Annotated in this window: 24 protein-coding genes; 9 read left to right on the top strand and 15 right to left on the bottom strand. The window is 42.6% G+C overall.

Features of this window, described 5'->3' with window-relative positions; genetic code table 11:
* Positions 1-39: 39 nt before the first annotated feature.
* Positions 40-870, bottom strand: coding sequence for a helix-turn-helix domain-containing protein (locus tag G6047_RS07755; protein WP_169527027.1), 831 nt, complete (start codon positions 868-870; stop codon positions 40-42).
* Positions 871-1,036: 166 nt separating this feature from the next.
* Here G6047_RS07755 and G6047_RS07750 point away from each other — a divergent pair, with 166 nt between their 5' ends.
* Both G6047_RS07750 and uvrB read left to right on the top strand, forming a co-directional pair.
* Positions 1,037-2,032, top strand: coding sequence for a hypothetical protein (locus G6047_RS07750; protein WP_169527025.1), 996 nt, complete (start codon positions 1,037-1,039; stop codon positions 2,030-2,032).
* A 128-nt stretch (positions 2,033-2,160) separates the two neighbouring features.
* Positions 2,161-4,152, top strand: coding sequence for an excinuclease ABC subunit UvrB (gene uvrB / locus G6047_RS07745; protein ID WP_169527023.1), 1,992 nt, complete (start codon positions 2,161-2,163; stop codon positions 4,150-4,152).
* Here the strand turns inward: uvrB and G6047_RS07740 are convergent.
* Together G6047_RS07740 and G6047_RS07735 are read right to left on the bottom strand one after the other, a co-directional pair.
* Complete coding sequence (locus tag G6047_RS07740; protein ID WP_169527021.1) at positions 4,149-4,712, bottom strand: STM3941 family protein; 564 nt, start codon at positions 4,710-4,712, stop codon at positions 4,149-4,151. The two genes, uvrB and G6047_RS07740, sit on opposite strands and share 4 nt — an antisense overlap.
* A 6-nt stretch (positions 4,713-4,718) precedes the next feature.
* The gene (locus tag G6047_RS07735) at positions 4,719-5,120 is read right to left on the bottom strand and encodes a tellurite resistance TerB family protein (protein ID WP_169527019.1); all 402 of its coding nucleotides are present in this window, start codon (positions 5,118-5,120) and stop codon (positions 4,719-4,721) included.
* Positions 5,121-5,167: 47 nt separating this feature from the next.
* Between G6047_RS07735 and G6047_RS07730 the strand changes: the two genes are divergently transcribed.
* Positions 5,168-5,959: an alpha/beta hydrolase gene (locus G6047_RS07730; protein WP_169527017.1), complete on the top strand. Its 792-nt coding sequence runs from the start codon at positions 5,168-5,170 to the stop codon at positions 5,957-5,959.
* 61 nt (positions 5,960-6,020) lie between these two features.
* Here G6047_RS07730 and G6047_RS07725 read toward each other — a convergent pair whose 3' ends face one another.
* From G6047_RS07725 to G6047_RS07690, 8 genes are all read right to left on the bottom strand, one after another.
* Complete coding sequence (locus G6047_RS07725) at positions 6,021-7,025, bottom strand: DUF6438 domain-containing protein (protein ID WP_169527015.1); 1,005 nt, start codon at positions 7,023-7,025, stop codon at positions 6,021-6,023.
* A 158-nt stretch (positions 7,026-7,183) separates the two neighbouring features.
* Positions 7,184-8,281, bottom strand: a complete 1,098-nt coding sequence (locus tag G6047_RS07720) for a hypothetical protein (RefSeq protein ID WP_169527013.1) — start codon at positions 8,279-8,281, stop codon at positions 7,184-7,186.
* Positions 8,282-8,317: 36 nt separating this feature from the next.
* Complete coding sequence (locus G6047_RS07715) at positions 8,318-9,439, bottom strand: serine hydrolase domain-containing protein (protein ID WP_169527011.1); 1,122 nt, start codon at positions 9,437-9,439, stop codon at positions 8,318-8,320.
* A 166-nt stretch (positions 9,440-9,605) separates the two neighbouring features.
* Entirely contained in the window at positions 9,606-10,043 is a 438-nt protein-coding gene (locus tag G6047_RS07710; protein WP_169527010.1) for a hypothetical protein, read from the bottom strand.
* A 411-nt stretch (positions 10,044-10,454) separates the two neighbouring features.
* Positions 10,455-11,951 carry an SIR2 family protein gene (locus G6047_RS07705; RefSeq protein WP_169527008.1) on the bottom strand — a complete coding sequence of 499 codons (1,497 nt, stop codon included), beginning with the start codon at positions 11,949-11,951 and terminating at the stop codon, positions 10,455-10,457.
* Between the two features lie 377 nt (positions 11,952-12,328).
* Positions 12,329-13,117 carry a toll/interleukin-1 receptor domain-containing protein gene (locus G6047_RS07700; RefSeq protein WP_169527006.1) on the bottom strand — a complete coding sequence of 263 codons (789 nt, stop codon included), beginning with the start codon at positions 13,115-13,117 and terminating at the stop codon, positions 12,329-12,331.
* A 78-nt stretch (positions 13,118-13,195) separates the two neighbouring features.
* Complete coding sequence (locus G6047_RS07695; RefSeq protein ID WP_169527004.1) at positions 13,196-13,717, bottom strand: helix-turn-helix domain-containing protein; 522 nt, start codon at positions 13,715-13,717, stop codon at positions 13,196-13,198.
* A 158-nt stretch (positions 13,718-13,875) separates the two neighbouring features.
* Positions 13,876-14,907, bottom strand: coding sequence for a T9SS type A sorting domain-containing protein (locus tag G6047_RS07690; protein ID WP_169527002.1), 1,032 nt, complete (start codon positions 14,905-14,907; stop codon positions 13,876-13,878).
* A 286-nt stretch (positions 14,908-15,193) separates the two neighbouring features.
* On the opposite strand from G6047_RS07690, the gene G6047_RS07685 reads away from it, so the two are divergent.
* Together G6047_RS07685 and G6047_RS07680 are read left to right on the top strand one after the other, a co-directional pair.
* Complete coding sequence (locus tag G6047_RS07685; protein ID WP_169527000.1) at positions 15,194-15,640, top strand: DUF1456 family protein; 447 nt, start codon at positions 15,194-15,196, stop codon at positions 15,638-15,640.
* Positions 15,637-16,458, top strand: a complete 822-nt coding sequence (locus G6047_RS07680; RefSeq protein WP_169526999.1) for an alpha/beta hydrolase — start codon at positions 15,637-15,639, stop codon at positions 16,456-16,458. The genes G6047_RS07685 and G6047_RS07680 overlap by 4 nt, the downstream gene beginning before the upstream one ends.
* On the opposite strand, the gene G6047_RS07675 is transcribed toward G6047_RS07680, so the two are convergent.
* A complete protein-coding gene (locus G6047_RS07675) occupies positions 16,459-17,214 on the bottom strand; it encodes a COG4705 family protein (RefSeq protein ID WP_211165402.1) in 756 nt (251 codons plus the stop codon).
* Between the two features lie 50 nt (positions 17,215-17,264).
* Between G6047_RS07675 and G6047_RS07670 the strand changes: the two genes are divergently transcribed.
* The 4 genes from G6047_RS07670 (at position 17,265) to G6047_RS07655 (ending at position 19,216) form a co-directional block, all read left to right on the top strand.
* Positions 17,265-17,780, top strand: a complete 516-nt coding sequence (locus G6047_RS07670) for a GNAT family N-acetyltransferase (protein ID WP_169526997.1) — start codon at positions 17,265-17,267, stop codon at positions 17,778-17,780.
* 76 nt (positions 17,781-17,856) lie between these two features.
* Complete coding sequence (locus G6047_RS07665; RefSeq protein WP_169526995.1) at positions 17,857-18,273, top strand: SRPBCC family protein; 417 nt, start codon at positions 17,857-17,859, stop codon at positions 18,271-18,273.
* A 74-nt stretch (positions 18,274-18,347) separates the two neighbouring features.
* Entirely contained in the window at positions 18,348-18,722 is a 375-nt protein-coding gene (locus tag G6047_RS07660; RefSeq protein ID WP_169526993.1) for a hypothetical protein, read from the top strand.
* A gap of 44 nt (positions 18,723-18,766) precedes the next feature.
* Entirely contained in the window at positions 18,767-19,216 is a 450-nt protein-coding gene (locus tag G6047_RS07655; protein WP_169526991.1) for a VOC family protein, read from the top strand.
* Positions 19,217-19,258: 42 nt separating this feature from the next.
* Here G6047_RS07655 and G6047_RS07650 read toward each other — a convergent pair whose 3' ends face one another.
* The 3 genes from G6047_RS07650 to G6047_RS07640 all read right to left on the bottom strand — a co-directional run bounded on the left by G6047_RS07650 (position 19,259) and on the right by G6047_RS07640 (position 22,067).
* Positions 19,259-19,627: a lipocalin-like domain-containing protein gene (locus tag G6047_RS07650; protein ID WP_169526989.1), complete on the bottom strand. Its 369-nt coding sequence runs from the start codon at positions 19,625-19,627 to the stop codon at positions 19,259-19,261.
* A gap of 373 nt (positions 19,628-20,000) precedes the next feature.
* Positions 20,001-21,194 (bottom strand): ADP-forming succinate--CoA ligase subunit beta, encoded by a 1,194-nt coding sequence (gene sucC / locus G6047_RS07645; protein ID WP_169526988.1) that lies wholly within the window; start codon positions 21,192-21,194, stop codon positions 20,001-20,003.
* A gap of 327 nt (positions 21,195-21,521) precedes the next feature.
* Positions 21,522-22,067, bottom strand: a complete 546-nt coding sequence (locus G6047_RS07640) for a YcxB family protein (RefSeq protein ID WP_169526986.1) — start codon at positions 22,065-22,067, stop codon at positions 21,522-21,524.
* Positions 22,068-22,172: the final 105 nt, after the last annotated feature.

The following is a 22,172-nucleotide window of genomic DNA, read 5'->3' as shown; positions in this document are numbered from 1 at the left end:
TACCCGCGTTCTCTTTGGTGGAATTGTAAAATCGGGACATTATTCCGTGACACTCCAGAATAAGGATTCCGTTCCGAATTTTTCGACGTCCTTAAATAATTTCTTCGGATTGATCCCAGTGATTTTGCGGAAGCGTTTCGTGAATTCAGCCTGGTCGTAATAATCGAACGAATACGCCAATTCAGTCAGTGAGCCGGCTTTTTCCGATTCGAGGAAATGATTGAACGATTTGCGGAATTGTGCCACTTCGAGATATTCCTTAACCGAACAATTAAGGTGTTTCCGAAACCGGCGGTTCAATGTTTTTGTAGTGGTTCCGAAGGCATCCGCAAGGTTTGAAACACTGGTTTTACCATCTGATGATTCAATTGATTTTATGGTCTTTTCGAGCAATACGTCTTCAAAACCCACGAGATGCTTCAAAAAGAAAGCGTCGAGTATCCGGATGCGTTCTTCGATTCCATCTGCCGAAAAAACCGAACCGAATAAAGCAGCCTCATTCTCAAACTGATCCGGCTTGATGAAAAACCCGGATTCAATGGCTTCCGACAGCGGTACTTTTAAAAAGGCATTGATTCCCAAAGGCGAAAAAGCCACGGCAATCTTATCGAACGGCGCTTCCATTTCAGAAACCCGATACTGTGTCTGCAATCCGGCATAGATAAAACGCGGCGCATGATTTGGGCGATGAAACGCTTTAGAATATCTGCCGTCGAAAACCAATTCGGACGATTTATAGAATGTAATCGCATTGACGGTATTCGGGTAAAAGATAATTTTCCGCGATTCACCTGAAGTATGGAAATAATAGTACGGAATATACTTTCGGAGCACTTCTGAATGTGGTTTGCGTGTATCAAAAAATTCCATTTGCGACATAATTCCCGTCCGATGTTTCTTAGCCAAAATACGAATTTTCAACTGTGCCAATCAAATATTCGAAGGCCGTGGACGCATATTCATTTATCTGAAATCACAAGGAAATCAGGACTAGTTTTGGGCGACAATCAATTAAAAGTCAAGACAAATGAAACGAATGAATACAACGCTCCTGATTGCTGTTGCCTTAAGTTTTTCACAATTATCACACGCACAATTGGGCGGCCTGATCAAAAGAGGGACAAAATCCGATGAAAAAGTCGTCGCCTCAAAAACGGCTCTCGACTGGAACCAGTATCCGCAAAAGCCGGCCGTGACATTCAAAACGCTTCTCGATAATACGGAGCTTTTGACCGAAGGCGAATTACGCCCGAATTACTATCGCGCGACCTTTATCCCGAACCGCGACACCAAAGGAAACGGTGTAAGCTTCCTCACCGACTACAACCTGTGCATGATCAAGACCTACCTTGACGGGCAACTGATCAAGGAAGTCGTGTATCCGGCCGGAAATTACTTTGAAGGCGACAAACAGATTTCGTTTATGGAGGAAAAAAGCAAGAATGAAATCGAACTTACCAAACCGGGTAAATACCGTCTGGATTTTTATGCCGGCGGAACCCAATTCTATTCATTTGAATTCGATGTCAACAAAAAAACAAATGATGATGCCTATGGTAAAATCCCATTCATTTGGTATGCTTCAGGCCCTTGGGAAAAATATGGATATCTGGAAAACCAGTCGTCGGGAAGCCTGATCTTTGGGTATTACAACCGCCACCTCGATTTCAAACCAGACCCGAATAATGCTGACGTAACCGGAAAGTCGATAGAATGGACGGCGGATTTATATAAAGACGGAAAGATGATTTCCGTACCGATGAAAAAAAAGAAAGAGACTGTAAGCCTCGGCACATGGAAACCGTATTCCACTGCATTCAAAGATGCCAAAGATTACATCAAGACAAGCAGCCTGTCAGACGGAAATTACACCGTAAAAGTCCAGATAACGGGAGAAGACAAGCCATGGACCTATGATTTCGTAGTCAAAAACAAACAGATCATACCTGCCGAAAAGCAGGACAAAACCAAGAACGACCCTAAAACTGTCATCGAAGGCTGGAACAACGTTTTCTGGATCGAACGGAAATAAAACGGAGAGAGTGTATTTTTTTTGCGGCAGGCACCGGATTGCAGTTTTCCGATGCCTGTCGTTTTTTTTTGCAATTCTTAACTGTTGACCATGACCTGTTAACCGGTAACTCTCCTTATATTTAGGACATGAAATTCCAGGTCATTTCCGATTACAAACCTACTGGCGATCAGCCGCAAGCGATTGAAAAACTTTCCAATGGGATAAAGCAGGGCGAACGTTTCCAGACGCTACTCGGCGTTACGGGTTCGGGTAAGACCTTCACGATGGCGAACGTGATTGCGAACGTCGATAAACCAACCTTGGTTCTCGCCCACAACAAGACGCTGGCGGCCCAGCTCTATTCGGAATTCAAGCAGTTTTTTCCGAACAACGCCGTGGAATATTTCGTCTCTTACTACGATTATTACCAGCCTGAAGCCTTTATTCCGGTTACGGGAACCTACATAGAAAAAGATCTCGCGATCAACGAAGAATTGGAGAAGATGCGGCTCAGTACGACTTCTGCCCTGCTTTCCGGCCGTCGCGACATCATCGTGGTTTCATCGGTTTCGTGCCTATACGGTATCGGGAACCCGGTCGAGTTCCAGAAGAACGTAATCGAAATCCATAAAGGGGAAATCATTTCACGGACAAAATTGCTGCATAAACTGGTGCAGAGTCTGTATGCCAGGACAGAAGCAGATTTCAACCCGGGAAGTTTCCGCATCAAAGGCGACACGGTTGAAATTTTCCCGAGTTATGGGGATGAACCGTTCCGCATCCATTTTTTTGGGGATGAGATCGAGGAAATCGAAGCCTTCGATGCCAGAAGTTCCAAAGTCCTGGAAAAATACAACCGGCTCAATATCTATCCGGCGAATATGTTCGTCACTTCGCCTGAAGTTTTACACGGGGCGATTTGGGAGATACAACAGGATTTGGTCAAACAGGTCGATTATTTCAAGTCGATCGGAAAACATCTCGAAGCCAAACGTCTCGAGGAACGCACCAATTTCGATCTTGAAATGATCAAGGAACTCGGATATTGTTCGGGTATCGAGAACTATTCGCGTTACCTCGACCGACGCTTACCCGGAACGCGCCCCTTCTGCCTGCTTGATTATTTCCCGAACGATTTTTTAATGGTCGTCGATGAAAGCCACGTGACCATTTCACAGGTTTCGGCCATGTACGGAGGCGACCGGTCTCGAAAGGAAAACCTCGTGGAATACGGTTTCCGCTTGCCTGCCGCTATGGACAACCGTCCGCTCAAGTTCGAGGAATTCGAGTCGATGCAGAATCAGGTGGTGTATGTTTCCGCGACACCTGCCGATTACGAACTCGAAAAATCGGAAGGTATTTATGTGGAACAGATCATCCGGCCGACGGGATTGCTCGACCCGATCATCGAAGTCCGTCCGAGCAAGAACCAGATTGACGACCTTATAGAGGAAATCCAGCAACGGGTTGAACTAGACGAACGTGTTTTGGTGACGACACTTACCAAACGTATGGCCGAAGAACTGACGAAATATTTAACCAAAGTCGCCATCAGGTGCCGCTATATCCATTCCGAAGTCGATACGCTCGAACGTGTCGAGATCATGCAGGATTTACGCAAAGGGATTTTCGATGTACTGATTGGTGTCAACCTGCTTCGTGAAGGTTTGGATTTACCCGAGGTTTCACTCGTCGCGATACTCGATGCAGATAAGGAAGGTTTCCTCCGAAGCAACCGGTCGCTGACACAAACCGTCGGTCGTGCCGCGCGTAACGTCAACGGAAAAGCGATCATGTATGCCGATGTCATCACCAAATCAATGCAGGCGACAATCGACCAGACCAATTACCGGCGGGAGAAACAGCAACTTTACAATATCGCTAACAACCTCGAGCCTAAAGCGCTTAAAAAAAGCCTCGACAATGCGTTGGCAAAGAATTCCGTGGCGACAAAATATCTTGAAGAAGTTGCTAGAAAAGCCAGCGAACCCGAACCGGAATATCTGACCAAAGCCCAAACCGATAAAAAAATCAAGGATTTGAGAAAAGCTATGGAAAAGGCGGCGAAGGATCTGGATTTTATGCAGGCCGCGAAGTTTCGGGATGAGATTCGGGCGTTGCAGGAACAGGCGAATTAGTCCATTCTTCCTGATGGGTTATTTCTTTTCTCAAACTCAGAACGTATCAATGCCAATAATTCCGGATGCTTTATTTTCAATCCATTAGTCGAAATATGGATAGGCGAACCAAAAGTTTTGGCATTCGCTTCCAGGATTTTGCGTTTAAACCTGTTGCTTTCCCGAACGATATATTTCTGAGGATGGGCCAGACCTATGGTAACGAATCTTTCTTTCGATGCCATCGAGGTCCGGACATCTGTGTCATAAATCCCAACGATATCTGACCAGGGAATCAGGCCAAATTTAAAAATAGTCATCGAGTCGATGATACCGCTGTCGTTCAGGATCAGGCCCGGTTTTTTTTCAAATAGTCTGCTTGAAAAAAAATAAATACCGAAGACTCCCATCAGAAGACTGCCATACGCCCCGATATTTTTTACGATGAAATTATTGAACACAGGATTACTGACCTGAGGATCTGCAACAATCATCCAAATCCCGATTACGAAAAATATAACGCTGAAGAACAGGAATTTCGCCAGTTTCAATTTACTCAATGGAATTTCTATCTGATGCATAAAGGGTTAATTCTGCTGTTGCTTAAAAATCCCGAACACCACATTCGGGTCGAGCACCTTATATTCGGTTTCTTCCATCAGGTTCAGGATCCTGTTGGTGGCATTAGGGCTCAGCCCCATCTGGAGTGCGATGTTATGGATAGCTTCCTGTTCCTTTATATGAAGTTTCCCATCGATATGCATGAGCAGCGCCAACCGATAAAACTGGTGGATACGTTGGTGTTCCGATGGAATGACTGGCGATTCAGGCTCGCGGTGGAACATTTCGTCAAGCGTTTCTTTATCGACACCCAACTCGGCCGAAATCAACGAAAGGAACTGATACTCGCGCGGATCGAGCTGCCCATCGACCACAGAGAACGCGATCATGTCCATCAAAAGTGCGAGTTTCTCTTCGTAGTTGGTCATATTGTAGTACTTTTAGCTAAAGATATTAAATCCTGCCAAACTCTTTTATGCGTTTCCTTTTATTCCTTTTTTTGGGGCTCACCTTGATTCCTGCCCATTCACAAAGCACCGCCGGCCCAACCGTTTCTTCTTTTTCAATCGACGCGCCTCAATTGGGCGGCCAACGCAAAATTTGGGTATATGTGCCAAAGGATTATGCAGCTGGCGATAAAAAATATCCGGTGCTGTATATCCACGACGGACAGAATTTGTTCGATGCATCGACATCGTTCGCAGGTGAATGGAATGTAGATGAAACCCTCGACAGCCTCAAGCTTCCGCTTATAGTAGTCGGGATTGAAAACGGAGGCGACAAACGCATAGACGAACTGACGCCGTATCCGCATAAAAAATACGGAGGTGGCAAAGCTGACTCATACCTTGATTTTCTTGTCAACACCCTGAAGCCCAAAATCGATGCGACCTATCGGACCAAATCCGGAAAGAAATTTACGGGCATCATGGGAAGTTCGCTCGGCGGATTGGTTTCGTTCTACGCCCTGCTCAAATATCCGGATGTATTTTCTAAGGCCGGGATTTTTTCGCCCTCGTTCTGGTTCTCCCCGCAAGTGTACGAAATGATGGAAAAAGCGCCAAAGACCAAAGCGAAAATGTACTTTTTATGCGGCGACAACGAAAGCAAGGAAATGGTTCCGGATATGCGCAAAATGGTTTCAGTAGTCGCTAAGAACAGATGCGATTGCCTCAACCTGACAAAAGAAGTCGAAGTTCCGGGCGGTGAGCATAATGAGAAATTGTGGCGGGAGAATTTTGGGAGAGCCGTGAAGTGGCTGTTTTAATTCACCATTGCTCTTTTTTGTATCAGCTTCTGAATTATCGGGTATTATAGATTTAGAAAACTTATGGTTTTTGAGCTTCTGCCTGAACCGGTTTCCAGTCTTGGTTGAACCGTAGTTCTTCCGTTATCTGATATAACCGAATAAGGCCGTATGTCCCAACCGTGCCATAGTCGTGTATCTTTTTTACCTTACCATCATCGTACGTAATTTCTATGTCTACCGAGGCCGCGTCGGAATACATCACAGTATATTCTTCCCTCAGGTTTTCAAAATCCAGGTAATTGACAAGATCGATGAATCCGCCGAAATCTTTGTCTTTTATATTTGTGGTGAACACACCCCTGATCTCGCCCGAAAATTCCGGGAATTTAATCACTTTATAATTATAATTTATCGCTTCAAGGCACGCAGACTTATCGGCGTTTAGTTCCATTTTGAAAAAGGGGCATTTCCCGAAACAGGGCCAAACCTGGATCAGTATTTTTTGTATCCGGTGCTTTTTGGGGTTCGGATTGTATTCGATAAAGCCGCCGTATTTATAAACCAACTTTTTCTTTTGTATGCCGCGATCCGTCAAGCTATTTCTCTCATAAAAAAACAGGTTCAGTGCCGGTAGCCCATCTATCGCCACCAATTGCGGATACCTGCAATCATCCATAGAACCATCGGTCATCGACTTGACCCGGTATGCATCCTTGTATCCGAAAACCGTAAATAAGCTAAGGCTGTAATCTTTATAGCGGGCTACTACCAACAGATCGTTATATCCGTTATTGTCGAAATCGGCTTTTAAAAAATTTTTGTCCATGTGCGCCGAATCGGCCAGTACCGGACAATAACCTGCAGATTCATATTTCAAACGGAAATCTGAAATGCTGTCGTAGGAATATAGGTCGTATGTCGAATCGATGGACGTAACGAATTCCCGCAATTGTGCAACCGATGCAATTGAGTCGATTTTGGTTGTCGCGAGCAATTCGGCTTTAGGGCTTTTGTGGCAACCCGCGAGAAGCAATACGAAATAAAGCGGAAGGATTTTTTTGATGAGAAATATCTTTTGCATCATATCGTTGATAGATTTCGATTCGGGATTGCTTAGATCGCTTTGTGGAGATTTGATGTGTGGACATTTAAAAGTCCACAAACTAAATTGCCACAACTTCATATCAGTAACGCTTTTGCTGAAAAGACATTGCGCAGTACTTTAATTGTGTAATTAACTGACTATTTCCGATACAGCTTTATTTTCTCTCTCACAAAAGCATCCCAATCCTTCCTTTCCAAATTGAATTCCTTAAGGAACAATGCATCCACGGTTTCATATCCAAGCAATCTTTTTAACCCTGCTACACCTTCTTTTTCATCGACCATTTTACAGATGATACCCAAAACTGTAAAATCGATATGGAGCATAATGTCCTTAGGCTCTATGGTATCGAATTGGGACAGATTCGTCTCGGGATATTTTTGCAGATATTCGTCCATGCGATTGATGAACCACTGGAAATCATGGCCCAATCCGCCGGCGAGATAATAAATCAGCGCATGGTTTACAGGCGAGGTGACATACATTGGGTTGAAGTAAACGTGAAGGACTTCGTGCAGGTTGTCCTCGCCGCTTCCGGTTGAAAAAATCAATCTGTCTTCTGGATATGAAATCCCGCTTGGCGTTTGTTGTTCATCCCCGTATTTATATTCGAATCCTCTCATGGCCGACATTTCTTCTGCCGATTGCGTAAAATAATACGAGATACCGACCGGCATAAATCCCCAGGCTTTTAATATTGTGGCAAGTTGGGTCTGGAGTTGCTTTGCTTTTCGCTTATCGAACGATGTGGTTGCAGGAAAATGATAATCGATGTTCCCGAAACGTTTCTCGCGGTATTGCGATTTGTTCAAAACCAAAGGAGCAGTAAATTTAAAAGTTTCCCCACCCGACGGAATCTTTATATAATGATCCAGGATGGCATACACCGTATTGGTGGAATCTTCAGCCCTGTATGACAGAACTGATTTGATCAGCACGTGCTCACGGATTCTTTTGGCGTAGTAAATCGTAGTCTGGACACCCAATCGATAGGTCGGGTATGTATCTGATATGGCAAAGACGGCAAGATCGGGGTTCCTGAACGCGGCACACGATTCCGCCGACCAGTATTTGGCATAATCGACCGCATCGTCCTGATTGAATTGCCCGATGTAGGAAACATAGAAATCTACGGCTTTATTGACGATTGGGTCATTGGCATCGATATAGGAACGGGAAATCTGGGCAGATGCAAATCCGAAAACCAGCAGGACAAGGAATAAGAGTTTTTTCATTTTTGGATGACAGTGATGCAGCTATCGTACGCCGATTTAATTTTCACTTTTAATGATTTTCAAAATTTCATAACTGAGTGCGGCATTCAAATCTCTTTTATCTTTCTGAAGGGTGAAAACGGATATCGTCGTATTCAGTTCGGGCACATACATTACATCTGTTCCCCAGAATCCGCCGTGATAATATGCTGTCATTCCTTTGAACGAAATATTCATCAGGCCCAAACAGTAACGCGAACTTTCCTTATCGAGGACAAACCGCGACATCTTAGCAAGCAGTTCCCGATTGTTGATTATTTTACCCTCAAAAAGCTGCTGGAAAAACAAAGCTAAATCTTTGGTTGTCGAAACAATGCCGCCGCCGCCGAATAAATCCCAGGACGGATTGAGGTGATACGAATCCCAATCGTACTTGCCCCAATATTGATGGGCAAGCGGTTTACTGTAGGCCGGTGGATTTTCCAGATTTATAAACCAGGTCGATTCCAGTTTAAGTTTTGGGAAATCGATGATTTTTCGGATGGAAGAATAAAACGGTTCACCGGTCTTGCCTTCGATTATTTCCGTCAGCAACAGATAATTGATGTCTGAATAGTGATATTTTTTTCCGGCACCATCGGCAGGTTTCGGTTGTCTCGATGAGCGTTCGATCTGTTCGTCCCTCGTCCACTGATGATTCGGATTCGTATTGACCAAATCAAAGTAGGCGTCATCTACATAATCTGTAATCCCGGAAGTATGCGAAAGTAAATTTTTAATTGAAATGGCCTGTAAATCATAACCCGCTTTTTCAAAAAGTGCCTTTGACTTTTTGCTGATCAAATCCCGGATTGGCTGATTCAGCTCAAGTTCTTTCTTCTCAATAAGTTTGAGGATGGTAACCGCAACATAGGTCTTGGTATTGCTTGCCAATAAGGCCGGCTGGTCTTTATCTGTGGCGACCTTGGAATTTTTATCCGCGTAACCGACGCCCAAAGACCAGGAAATGTTTTTATCCGGAGATTCGACATGGATCAGGATGCCGACGCTTTCTGGATTCGATTTGTAAACGGAATCCAACTTGTGCCGAAATTTTGCTTCGATGGATTGTGCGATGCTACATTGTGTCAGTATCAGCAGACAAATCACCAAATAGTTCCGATTGATTGCTTTCCGCATAGTTATAAATATACTTAAAACGATATGTAAAAATAACTATCGCGTCTATCGAATTATCATTGATTTATTGTTTGACGAAATTATTAATGACAATTTATTTCCATCGATTTAACTTACGATATATACCCCGCCAGTATTCCAATACCAATCTGTCCCGTAAAGAAAACTATTCCATATCCACATCAAAGCGGATCTCAATATGTTTTTGTGAGCCATCTATGACTATAATGCCTTCAAGGCTTCCTTTAAATTTTAGGTTGTTGTGCATTTCTACATTTGTCTGGAAATCCTGACCAGCATAACAGGTAAGCTCATTTTGTTTATAGAGAAATTCTGTAATAATATTTTCTCCTTCTTGTCCCAATGGGGCAGAAAATTGAACAAGTTCATTGCTGTTGTCCGGATTTCTTGCTACAATAGCTGTATCAAAAATTCCATATTGGTTCATATGAGGAGAAAATACTTCGGCTGAAAAGATTTTTTGTGTCCCGTTGATGTTAATTGCTATAGGATTTTTTACATTATCATCTTCCGAACAGGAAATCAAAAGAAATAGACAACTGACAACTGAATAAAGAATTTTATTTTTAGTGATTTGAATCATTTATCGTATTTTTTTTGGATACTTTCATTATTAATAGTAGCCTCAGAGCTATGAATATTAATAAGGCGAATAGTCAATTACTGCTGGAATACAGGAGCATTTTTACTAATTATGGTTCTAATTGTCCAAACTCCAGAAAACAAACCGATTGATCAAGTTAAAACATCGGTTTCAGATTTATTAGTGCAAAGTTAAATTGTATGTAATTAGCATGACAAATATACAGGCTATTATTCGAAATGTCTACCCGCGATTTAAAACGAATTAATTTTTTGAAATCTTTAGGATGGAAAAAATTGGAATTTTATAATCATAATTGTATGAGATGATTTTGGTGACGACTGTCCATAGGAAAAATAGGGTCTATGAGGCAAATGCAAAATGCTTTAAGTATTTATGGCAGCAAGCTAATTAAAGTTCCGTAATGTTCTTAATCAAAGCCGGAATATCGTCATGCCCTTCATACCAAATAACTTTAAGTCCGAGTTCTCTGAAAACCCCTTCCTGAAGTTTATGGTGTAATGTTGAAAATTGCTCAAATTCATCTGTTGAAAGTGAAGTAGATGTATCAATCAATTGCCTTTGTAATAAAATATAATGTTTACAACCATCATAACGTTTTGAAAAATTGCTGAATAATCGCCTCAAATTCGGATCAATTCCAGATAACCCTATCAATACACATGTACTTTCCCTAAGAGCTTTTAACTGAACTAAATTCGACCAAGAATAGGGATCGTTTTGTAAAGTATGATATCCATCTTCTGCAAAAACCAAAATGGCGCGATCTAATTCTGAATATTTTTCCTTCTTACTGGGAACAAACCCGTGAACATGATAGATAGGTCTTTTGGTGGGAATTTCAAAATCACCTTCCCTGTAAATACTTTTATAATCTATATTTTGTTTTTCCAAATGTTGTTCGAGTAAATCATCAAAATTATAGGTAATTAATGCTTTGACGCCCAATTTACCTATTAAGGGTCTTGAAGCTGTGGCTATTGTGCTTAGCTGTCTCTGTTCGCTTAAAGGTTTTACTGTTGCATAGAGCGCTTTTCTTATTTCATCTAAAAAACCTTCATCCAAGGCTTTTCTAATATATGAAGCTGTTACTAATGGAGTACCTTCCTGAAGCTTAGTGAGTACCTTTATAATTTCTTCTTTCTGTGAACTATTTAGTTTAAACGGAACTTTACTTTCTATTATAGAAATATTGAGACTTCGCAGTAATTCATCCCAAGCCGGTAAGCCCGCATCCTTAGATACTCCGGAACCTAGAAAAAAAACAATCTCATCATTTTTAAAAGATTGGTTCAGATTATTAATCAATCCATCTCGTTCTTGCTTCCAATTAATAGATTTCGAAGCAATCTCAACGGTTGATTTCAAGACTTCTTTTCCTAAGTTATTAATAAGTTTTGTGGATTCATCAAGAAATTCAGTTGACAAATTAATTATCTCTTTAGAATCCCAAATTTTGATTGCAAAATTTTGAGGTAACTTTTTACTAAGTTCTACAAAATATTTCTTTTCTTCTGAGGTGAGTGTTGACGAAGTTATTAAAAGAACAGATCTATAGGCAGGGTAAAACTTATAGGATTCCTGAATAAAATCAAAAAGCGATTCTGAAAATGATCTCTTGAATTCGACTATTGTAGGCCCTTCCAAATCATCTATTCCATCTGCTGCCACGCCGTCGAATTCGAAATAAAACTTTTTCCCGTCATTGAATAAAATTTCCTCCTTTACATATTTTGTAAACTTTTTTCTGTCCTTTTTCAATTTTAGTTCCAATAGAGAAAGGACAAAAGTTTCAATTTCTCTGTAAGACACTTCATTTTTATTGAAATTGACAAAATTTTTGAATTTAAAATTTTCCATAGTTGCGATATCATCTTTCTCTACCACACGAAAAATTATTTGTTATTCACAAATTCATGATTTTATTGTGCGTTATGAACTAATTATTTGTTAAATATATACACATATTGTTAAACCACGCGAATATACTTATATCTTTGTCTTGTATACTCAGGGTGAGTATATCCCGTTGGCTTATACCCCCGGGCATTTTTTAATCAAAATTTTTTAATCATGAAAACAATCGTTAAAATGAATTTTAGGAAAAAGGATTTAGTCCTTGCAACATCGGTGTTTTTAAGCAGATCAAAAATTTTCTCCGCTTGGCTACAGAAAGATGATTTTTTTTCAAAGTCCCGTGATTAATCAATGCTCGAGGGTATAGGCTTTCTCCTTCGTCTACTTCCGGACGTTAAACTGGTCGATTAGGATGAGCCTATATCTTCTTTTATTTTTTTAAATTCTTCCTCTCCTTTTGCAGTAATTCTCCAATACGTTTTTTGATTTTCTTTACTCTTTTCAACTAATTTTTGCTCCAACATTTTTTCAAGTATGTTGAGTAAATATTTTCTCTTCCTTTCCTTTTTAACACTAGTCATTTCTTCAATTTCAGTGAGGGTGAAACTTTCATTTCTTGCAAGACCATTCTTTACAAAAAAATTAATCAAATTTATTAGTGCTTTCTGAAGATTAGCCATTTCCAAAAAGGAAATATTTATAGCTGGAATTGGTGTTAATGGTGGAATGATCTCATCTATTTTTGTCTTTGGAAATTCAAGTTGACTAATAGATTTAGGCGTCTTTAAACCCGCACTTTTAGCTATCAAATCTATTAGTTTTTTTTCATTATCAAAATTAGGCAATACTATTGCCTGAAGAGCATTTAACGGAATCGGCAATTCATTTTTACTTATTCCTCCTATACAAATAGGTATAACTGGAATTCCTTTAATGTAGCCAGCGCCAGATTCAAAATAAATCCATTTTCGATTTTTGCTTTGATGCGAAATGAGGACTAGCATTATAGTAGAGTCTTCTAGAGATTTTCTTATCCGTTCCAACCACTCCGATCCCAAAGGTATACTCAACCCATCGTCACTGCTTACGAACAAATCAATACCCCCCAACAAAGTATCATCTATCCATTCTTTTAGATTATTAGCGAATCCGGATTCTTCACTAATATGACTGATAAAAATTTTTGGTTTACTCATTTAATATAAATAGCTAATCAATATTTTTTTATCCCACATACAAACATAACTATTTTTTCTCAACCCAACGTCACCCCCCTACCCACCCTCCAAAACTTTCAACCGCTGCTCCAAATCCCCACGCTCAAATTCCAAAATATTCAGCGTCCGCTTCAGTTCTTCCAGCCGCATCCAATCCCGTTGCATCTCAGTCACAGCCACCGCAATAGACTTCACTGTTTCTATCTCATGTCGCTTTTTCGATGCCCGCTTTTTAAGCATCCCGACCAGATTTTCACGCGTATCATTCATCTGTTGCCGGTCTTGGGCTTTCGAGATATGATACGCCAGGATGTCACGCCGGTTTTTGTTTTCAGCCCGTTTTTTTTCGAGGTGCTTTCGCCATTGCTTTTGTTGTAATGGTGTCGGTTTTTTGAGTTGGATTGCCTGCCTCTCCATTCCTGCCTTGAGGCCAATCAGTTTTTTTGTCACAGGTTCAGGCAGGTTGCGCTTGCCGAGTTCGTACATCGTGTAAAGCGATCTGCCCACATTGAGCAGCGTGGCCATTTGTTGTTGGGATATCCCGAGTGAAATTCGGAATAAGGCATTTGGTCTGTACATGATCTGTTTTTTTTGTGGATATGCGAACTGTGGATTTTTAAAAGTCCACAATAGCAATTGCCACATCTTTTTTGTACAGATGCCAAAAACGCACAAAAGGTTGGAAGGAAAATAAATATTCTGGAAATCAGCGCTTCCGGAAATCGTGTACAAAAATTTTATTCTTTGACAAACCGGCTGTAACTGTCCCCGCATTTTATAAAATAGATGCCTTTTGAAAGACCGGAGATATCGATTTGGTCCGATTGCAATGGCAAAGTCTTTACAAGTTGTCCGTTCTGGGTTATAATGGAAACCGATTCGGGATTTTGCCGGGATTTTATTCTGAGTACATCACGCGAAGGATTCGGATACACGACAAATTTTCCGGTTTCGGTATCCATAACACTTAAATCCTCCAGATCGATGCGTGCAACCTGGTCGTAATTGCCTTCAATTGCCGTAACGAACAAACTATTATCCTTCAATACAATATCGTTTGTGCCAATAAAACCGGGAAGATTGACCAATAAACTCGAAGTTCCTGAGCCCGAGTCGACGATATTTACACCATTGCCCTGGGTTACATAAAAAACGGAATCAGCTGCTTTGACAAAGCTGTTCCCTGTACAGGGAACCACGAATTCTTTTTGATAATCCGGAGAATTGAGGTCTATCCGCGAGATCCCAGATAGTTCTTTCACATACAGGTAGTCACCGTAAATCTTCAGCCCCAATCTGGAAAAGAATGTCGTACCCGTAAGGTTGTTGGCTATTTCCACAAGTGTGGCCGGTGTAGTAGAGAAGTCAACCTTAAAGATTTGATCGACATCTCGCGTATACAATTCTTCACCCCGATGAGCCAGTCCGCCAACAGTTGATGAGCTCAACACAAGCTGGAATTGTGAATTGCTTTGGTTCCATTTGTAAATTCCGGGGTCTCCGTTCGAATTTTTAGAGATGTAAGTATCATCGCCTATCGTACATATCCCGCTGTATCCCGAACCTCCGATATAGGAGGACGTAAAAGAACTACCCGCCGAAGATATATTTTTTTTGACGATAAGCCCTGAGCCCGCAGCATAGAGATCATTGTCTTCGATGTTCAGCGCATTCAGGACATTTTCATTCGACTCCAAAAAAGTGGAAACCGTCTGGGATCTTGAGTTCAACGTCAAAAGGATTATGATGGAAATGTAAAGTTTTTTCATCTGTGCCAGGTTTATTCTATATATAGTGGATTAAGCGATATGTATCCGTTTTGAGCAATAGCTAATTCAGCCATACGACTAAAAATCCAAATATAAACGTTTTGTGCAATCTGTCAACAGATGTATAGATTGGCAGACAGTCTTTTATCCAAATAGTACCGAACCAATCCTTCTGACCAATTCAATCTATCAAAGTTGGAAGCAATACATTAACTTTGTCAAAGCCGGAAGTCTGCAGTCAAATCCAACGAAGTGCAACCCGCCGTAATACATAAAACATACAGTCTTGAACAATAACGACATCTTCAAAAAACTCCGCGTCGCCCTCCAATTGCGCGACGACCAGATCGTAGAAATAATGGAACTCGTGGACTTCAGGATGTCCAAGGGTGAAATCGGGAATATGTTCCGCAATGCAGACCATCCGAATTTCATGGAATGCGGGGACCAGGTGCTGCGCAATTTCCTTAACGGGCTGGTCATCCATTTGCGCGGAACCAAAGAGAACCCGAAAAATCCGCGTGAGGTGATCGCTGCCAATGCCGCATCGGTAAAAGCCCAGCCGAAATTGCCAAAGTCGGACGACGCGCCCAAACGACCGGCGAAACCTGCCGGATCCAAACCGGCGGCTTCATCAGCAAAACCATCGGCCAAAAAACCGTTTAAGAAATTCAACGACAAACCGAAAAGCCCCGTAGAGAACGTAAAATTCACGATCAAGAAGAAAAAATGAAACGGCTGATCCTACTCTTGCTCATTGCGCTTCCCGCGACGATCCTGGCACAGACGACATACAAAACCGTCACGGGCATCGATTATTACGAAGGCAAAAAAACCGATGCGTATATTCTGGAGCGATGCAAGGTGGACGTCTATTATCCGACCGATGCCAAACCAAAAGCCACGATCATCTGGTTCCACGGCGGCGGTTTGACAGGAGGCGAAAAAGAAATTCCGGAGGCTTTGAAGAATCAGGGATTTGCCATCGTGGGTGTCGGATACAGGCTTAGCCCAAAAGCAAAAGTCGCCGATATCATTGACGATGCCACGGCCGCGATTGCCTGGACGTTCAAGAATATTTCGAAATACAACGGAGCCGATCCGGATAAGATTTTCCTGTCGGGGCATTCGGCCGGCGGTTATCTCGATCTGATGGTCGGCCTGAATAAAAAATACCTGCAGGCGTATGGGATTGACGCGAATAAAATTGCGGGACTGATTCCGTTCAGCGCACAAACCGTGACGCACTTTACCAAAAGAAAGGAACAAAACATTCCCGATACCCAACCCACAATCGACGAATATGCGCCTTTGTTTTTCGTCCGTGCCGATGCACCGCCTTTGTTGCTCATCACTGGCGACCGCGAACTGGAAATGCTGGGCCGGTATGAGGAAAACGCTTACCTGGCGCGTATGATGAAAATCAACGGCCACAAACAGACGCGATTGCTCGAACTCGACGGATACGACCACGGTGGTATGCCCTATCCGGCTTTTCCATTGCTGATCAAAGAAGTCAACCGCCTGCTCAAACTAAACGAAGCGAACTGATCAACTTGTTTTTTCTTTACCTATAACGGTTTTGTATTCACGCCAAACGAGGATTGCCATTACGCAAAAAAGCAATGCAGACGACAGAGTCGTTCCTACATCAAGGCCGCCTTTATCGATTGGTTTGGTAAGATAATCCCCGAATGTCGCCCCAAACGGACGCGTCAGTACAAACGCACTCCAGAACAATACGACACCGGAAATTCGTGTAAAATAATGCGCCAGGACAATCAGCAGCAACAACGAACCTATCAGCATGGCACCACCTGAAAAGCCAAGTCCGGAATTGTCGGCCAAAAAATCGCCCAGGGCCGTCCCGAGCGTATTGGACACCAGGATAGCTGCCCAATAAAAACGTTCGGCCTTTACGGATCTCACGGAAGTTACCGAAAGTGATTTTTCGCTGAGCTTCCATACGCTCAATACGCAAACCAGAAGCAAAGCCAGAATGGACGCACCCGTTGCATAGCCTAATGCGAGGGTTCTGTCCATAAGATCTGAAATGGTCGTTCCAGCCGTACTTGTGGTTATGATTACGAACCAATAGATAAGCGGATTGTATCTTTTAGCCGAAATCTGGATAAAGAAGGCGACAAAAAACAAAGAGAGAAAAATCACCGAACTCAGCACATAACCAAGATCCAGCGTTTGGGCCAACAAATCTCCACCGGTTTCGCCTAAAGTGGTGGCGCATATTTTTGTTATCCAAAAGGCAATCGTGATTTCGGGTAACTTGTTCAGGACAACTTTCGACATTTTATTCTTATTTATGCAGGACAATGTCGCTATCGGATATTGAATAAATTATGAATTCACCAAACACGCCATTTAAAATCATCGCACAAACATCCCGGCTGTACCTGAGGGAATTCATTTTCAAAGATGCCCAATCTTTATTCGAATTGAATAATGATCCATTGGTTATCCAATATACAGGCGACGTCGCTTTTATTTCTTTAACAGAAGCCGCTCAGTTCATTTCAACTTATGATGCCTATCAAAAAACCGGAATGGGACGATGGGCCGTAATCCGCAAACAGGACGACGAATTCCTCGGTTGGTGCGGGCTCAAACTTGAAAATGGAAACTGCGACATTGGTTTCCGGTTTTTTAGAAAATTCTGGAATACTGGATATGCCACCGAAGCTGCATCGAAATGCCTCGAAATAGGCTTGACGGAATTAAAGATGGATGAGATAATCGGAAGGGCTTTGAAAGAAAATATAGCATCGATCAAGGTTCTGGAAAAAATCGGCCTGGCATTTTCACATGAGTTCGAAGCCCACGGAACAACGGCAGTCTGGTATTCGACAAAAACGTAATACAGCCGAAACGAAATCGTATTCGCCAATTCACAAATTTCACTTACTTTAGGGCTGCTAATTTAAAATCACACGTATGAATCCATCGGCCATCACCGTTTCTGCAACCGTTGACGCATCACTGGAAAAAACCTGGGACTACTGGACAAAACCGGAACATATTGTAAACTGGGCATTCGCGTCAGATGACTGGCATTGCCCAAAAGCGACGAACGACGCGACGACCGGCGGGAAATTTTCATCGACCATGGCCGCCAAAGACGGTTCCATGAGTTTCGATTTCGAAGGTATTTACGATGAAGTCATCGACCACAAAAAAATCACGTATACCATAGCCGACGGCCGCAAAGTCGAAATTCTTTTTGAAGGGCAAAACGGAAAGACGCTTGTAACCGAAACCTTCGATCCGGAAAGCATGAATCCGATTGAGATGCAGCGCGGCGGCTGGCAGGCGATACTCGATAACTTTAAGAAATATACTGAAGGGAATTGAAAATAAAGTCGGGATGAAAAAGCTGTCGGCATTTTTGACACTGGCTTGCGTACACGCCCTGATTAGTTGTCAGGATGAAAAACAAGCTCTTCCCGGAATTTATAAAACGCACAAGCCCAACATTTTTTACCAAGGCATACCGGTATTTTGCTTACGACGGATGGATTGTCGGCACAACCCTTAAGCTCAATACGGACTCGACCTATGAACTGAAAAGTTGCTCTATGATCGTAAACGGAAACTGGACTGTAGAAGGTGATTCGCTGATTTTGACCGAGGTCCACAAAAGGTTCCGTATCGACAGCCTGAACCGAAGTGACAAATGGAAAAAATACCTGAACCCCAATAAAAGGAAAGAAACGTTTGAAATCGACGGCAACTCCATTGAGACCGTCTATAAAATGTCACATGGAGGAAAATCGCTTGTAAAACTGATAAAGTCAGAATAAAAAATCCAAAAATCTAAAATTCCAAAAATCTAAAAATCCAAAAAATGTCAGCAATCATTCCTTACCTCAACTTCGACGGCGATTGTGAAGCCGCGTTCCTATTCTATCAATCCGTTTTAGGCGGAGAAATTCCTTATCTGGGGCGATTCGGCGACATGCCTCCTTCCGAACAGGGTAAAGTCGCCAATGACGACGCCAACAAAATCATGCATATGTCCCTGGTATCTGATGACGGAATGACCATTTTAGGTTCCGATTGCCCGTCCGACTATCTGGCGCATTTTTCAAAAGGCAACAACGTTTCCCTTTCGATTAATGCCGAAAGCCGTGATGAAGCCAAACGGATCTTTGACGGGCTTTCTGCCGGCGGACACATCAACATGCCGCTTGAAGATACGTTCTGGGGCGCGTACTTTGGCATGTGGACCGATAAGTTCGGCATCAACTGGATGGTAAATTACGACGATCCTGCCAAGATGCAGCAACATCCATAAAAAAATCCCGGTTCACAGCCGGGATTTTTTATTTAAACAACGTCAATACTTGACGTAATTCATCGTTCCGGGGTTTCCGGTTATGGTCGCCTTGTCGTCACCGAACGAAACGAACGTCCATTCCGTCGTTTTCCCGTTTATGGAAACCGTCAGCTTTTTGTTATCGGGAGAAAGCGACCAGGTTCCGGTCTCTACTTTCGCACCTGCGACATGCATATAAGTTCCGTCTTCTTTGAACTTGTTGAACACATTTTCAGATTTGTGCATGGCCTTTACGTCAAGCGCTTTTCCAGATGCGTCCGTTCCGCTGACCAGGCGCCATTGCCCTACTATTTCTTTAGCTGATTGTGCCGATGCCGAAGCCGCGATAAAGAACAACGCTATGGCACAAAATGACATTAGTTTTTTCATTCCGTTGAATTTAATGATTCTGTTTACCTAAATGTAGCGAAAAAAATCGCAGGACAAAAAAGCGGAAGCGACCGAATTCAGTGAATATCGGCCAACCAGAAATTTTTAACATCTTTTACTGAACCCGAGGCGCAGCCGAACTGTACGGAGCAAAGCGCAGTAAAAAAATATACCTCGCCAAATCCGGAAATCCGTAGGGAGCCCCATTGACACCTACCCGGTCCAAACCTACCGATTTACCCCACACACCCAGTACATAAAAAATGTATCGCTTGTTAAAAAAAATCCCGGACTTTTTCAAGACCGGGATTATTATTAATTTACTGCGCTTTGCTCCGTACAGTTCGGCTGCGCCTCGGGTGTTAATCGTTCCTTAAGCAAGCACCGCCTTAACCTGATCAGCAGCTTCCTGGAACAGGACAGCAGAATGGATCGGCATTCCTGAATTATCGATCAATTCCTTGGCGATTTCCGCATTGGTTCCCTGAAGACGGACAATGATTGGCACTTTGATAGCGTCTCCCATGTTTTTGTACGCATCCACGACACCCTGGGCAACGCGGTCGCAACGAACGATTCCACCGAAAATATTGATCAGGATCGCTTTTACGTTCGGGTCTTTCAAAATGATACGGAAAGCGGTCTCGACACGTTTCGCATCTGCGGTTCCACCTACGTCAAGGAAGTTCGCTGGCTCGTAACCGGCATATTTGATCAAATCCATCGTAGCCATCGCAAGTCCGGCTCCGTTTACCATACAACCTACGGTTCCGTCAAGGTCGACATAATTCAAACCGGCAGCTTTCGCTTCCACTTCGATTGGGTTTTCTTCGCGGATGTCGCGCATCTCAGCGTATTTCGGGTGACGGTACAAAGCGTTATCGTCAAGATTCACTTTCGCATCTACCGCGATGATTTTATTATCGGATGTTTTCAGAACCGGGTTGATTTCGAACATCGTTGCATCACAACCTACATAAGCGGCATACAAAGCGGTAACAAAAGCCACCATTTCCTTGAACGCGTTTCCGCTCAAACCAAGGTTGAAAGCGATTCGGCGTGCCTGGAAACCTTGCAGGCCTACAGATGGATCTACCTCTTCCGTGAAAATCAAATGCGGTGTGTGCTCGGCAACTTCTTCGATATCCATACCGCCTTCGGTAGAATACATGATCATGTTGCGGCCTTTTCCGCGGTTCAGCAAAACGGACATATAGAATTCAGAGGTCTCGCTCTCGCCCGGATAATACACATCTTCGGCAATAAGCACTTTGTTCACTTTCTTACCTTCGGGTGGCGTTTGAGGCGTAATCAACTGCATCCCGATGATCTGTTCCGCGATTTCCTCAACCTGCTGTAAATTCTTGGCAAGCTTAACGCCTCCGCCTTTTCCGCGTCCGCCGGCGTGGACCTGTGCTTTGATCACATGCCATCCGGTTCCGGTCTCAGCAGTCAGTTGCTTGGCCATGGCCACAGCTTCCTGAGCGTTGTTGGCCACGTGGCCGCGTTGTACTTTTACTCCGTAACTCGCCAGGATTTCTTTGCCCTGATATTCGTGTATGTCCATTCGATGTGGTTTTTATTGTAAAAAGTAGTGCAAAAATAAGGGTTTCACCCCAATTATTAATTATTACTTATTAATTATTAATTAAGAAGCATGTTCCCGTTGCCCGTTGCAAGCTGCCTTGCTGTGCCACGTTTTTCCGACGCCAAAAAGGAGCTTCTGTTAGTCCCTCTTTTTGTCGGGAAAAATTGAGCCACAGCCGCAACAGGCTTTCACTACATCGGGGCTAGGGTTTGGTAAAAGCTGAAACAATGGTCATATCACATGTAAATCAGTTACTTTTAACAGTCAATCGGTAATCATTAATCTTTTATCATTAATCTCTGATGGCTAACTCCATTTCCACTCCAAATCTGAATTGCGCGTTACATTGAACCGCTTTTCAATGGTCCGTAATTCCACCTCGAAAGTTTCCGGATTAGCTAATTTCCGTTTTGGTACCACCAGACTTTCGCCGGTTTTCAGTTTAAGAAAAAAATGAGCTGCGGTTTCATTGATCGTCTCCAGATTGGTGTAATAGATTTTAGAATCTCCTGTTTCATCTGTGGAATAAATAAAATCTTCATCAAAATCCAGCCTGGTAAGTATCCCAACTTTATTCATATGGGTATCGCGGACAAACTTTTCGTAGTGCCTTTTATAATAATAGCCCAGGTAAAAAGGATAAAGCGCAATCAGCAGAAAACCAAATCCAAGTGAAAACACTAGGTATCCGGTTTCTTTGTTCCAATTGATCAGCAAATTGAGGATCACTACCGAAAAGGCAAAAACAACCCAGTTCTTTCGTCTCTGATTTATTACGCGTCTACTTTTCGATCCGGTATATAATTGATACTGAATAAAGTCGTCGATTTCTAAACTATATCTAAGGGTCATTTTTGAATATTTTGATCCGGGGCCAATAATACAACAATTCTTCACATGCAATATCAGGCAAGCGTATGCTGCTTTTTTCAGGATTGTTTTGATGGAATACTTGGC

Source organism: Flavobacterium silvaticum, from assembly GCF_012911565.1.
Classification (GTDB): Bacteria; Bacteroidota; Bacteroidia; order Flavobacteriales; family Flavobacteriaceae; genus Flavobacterium; species Flavobacterium silvaticum.
Note: the sequence above shows the minus strand (reverse complement) of the source record. Positions and strands in the feature narration are given on the sequence as shown.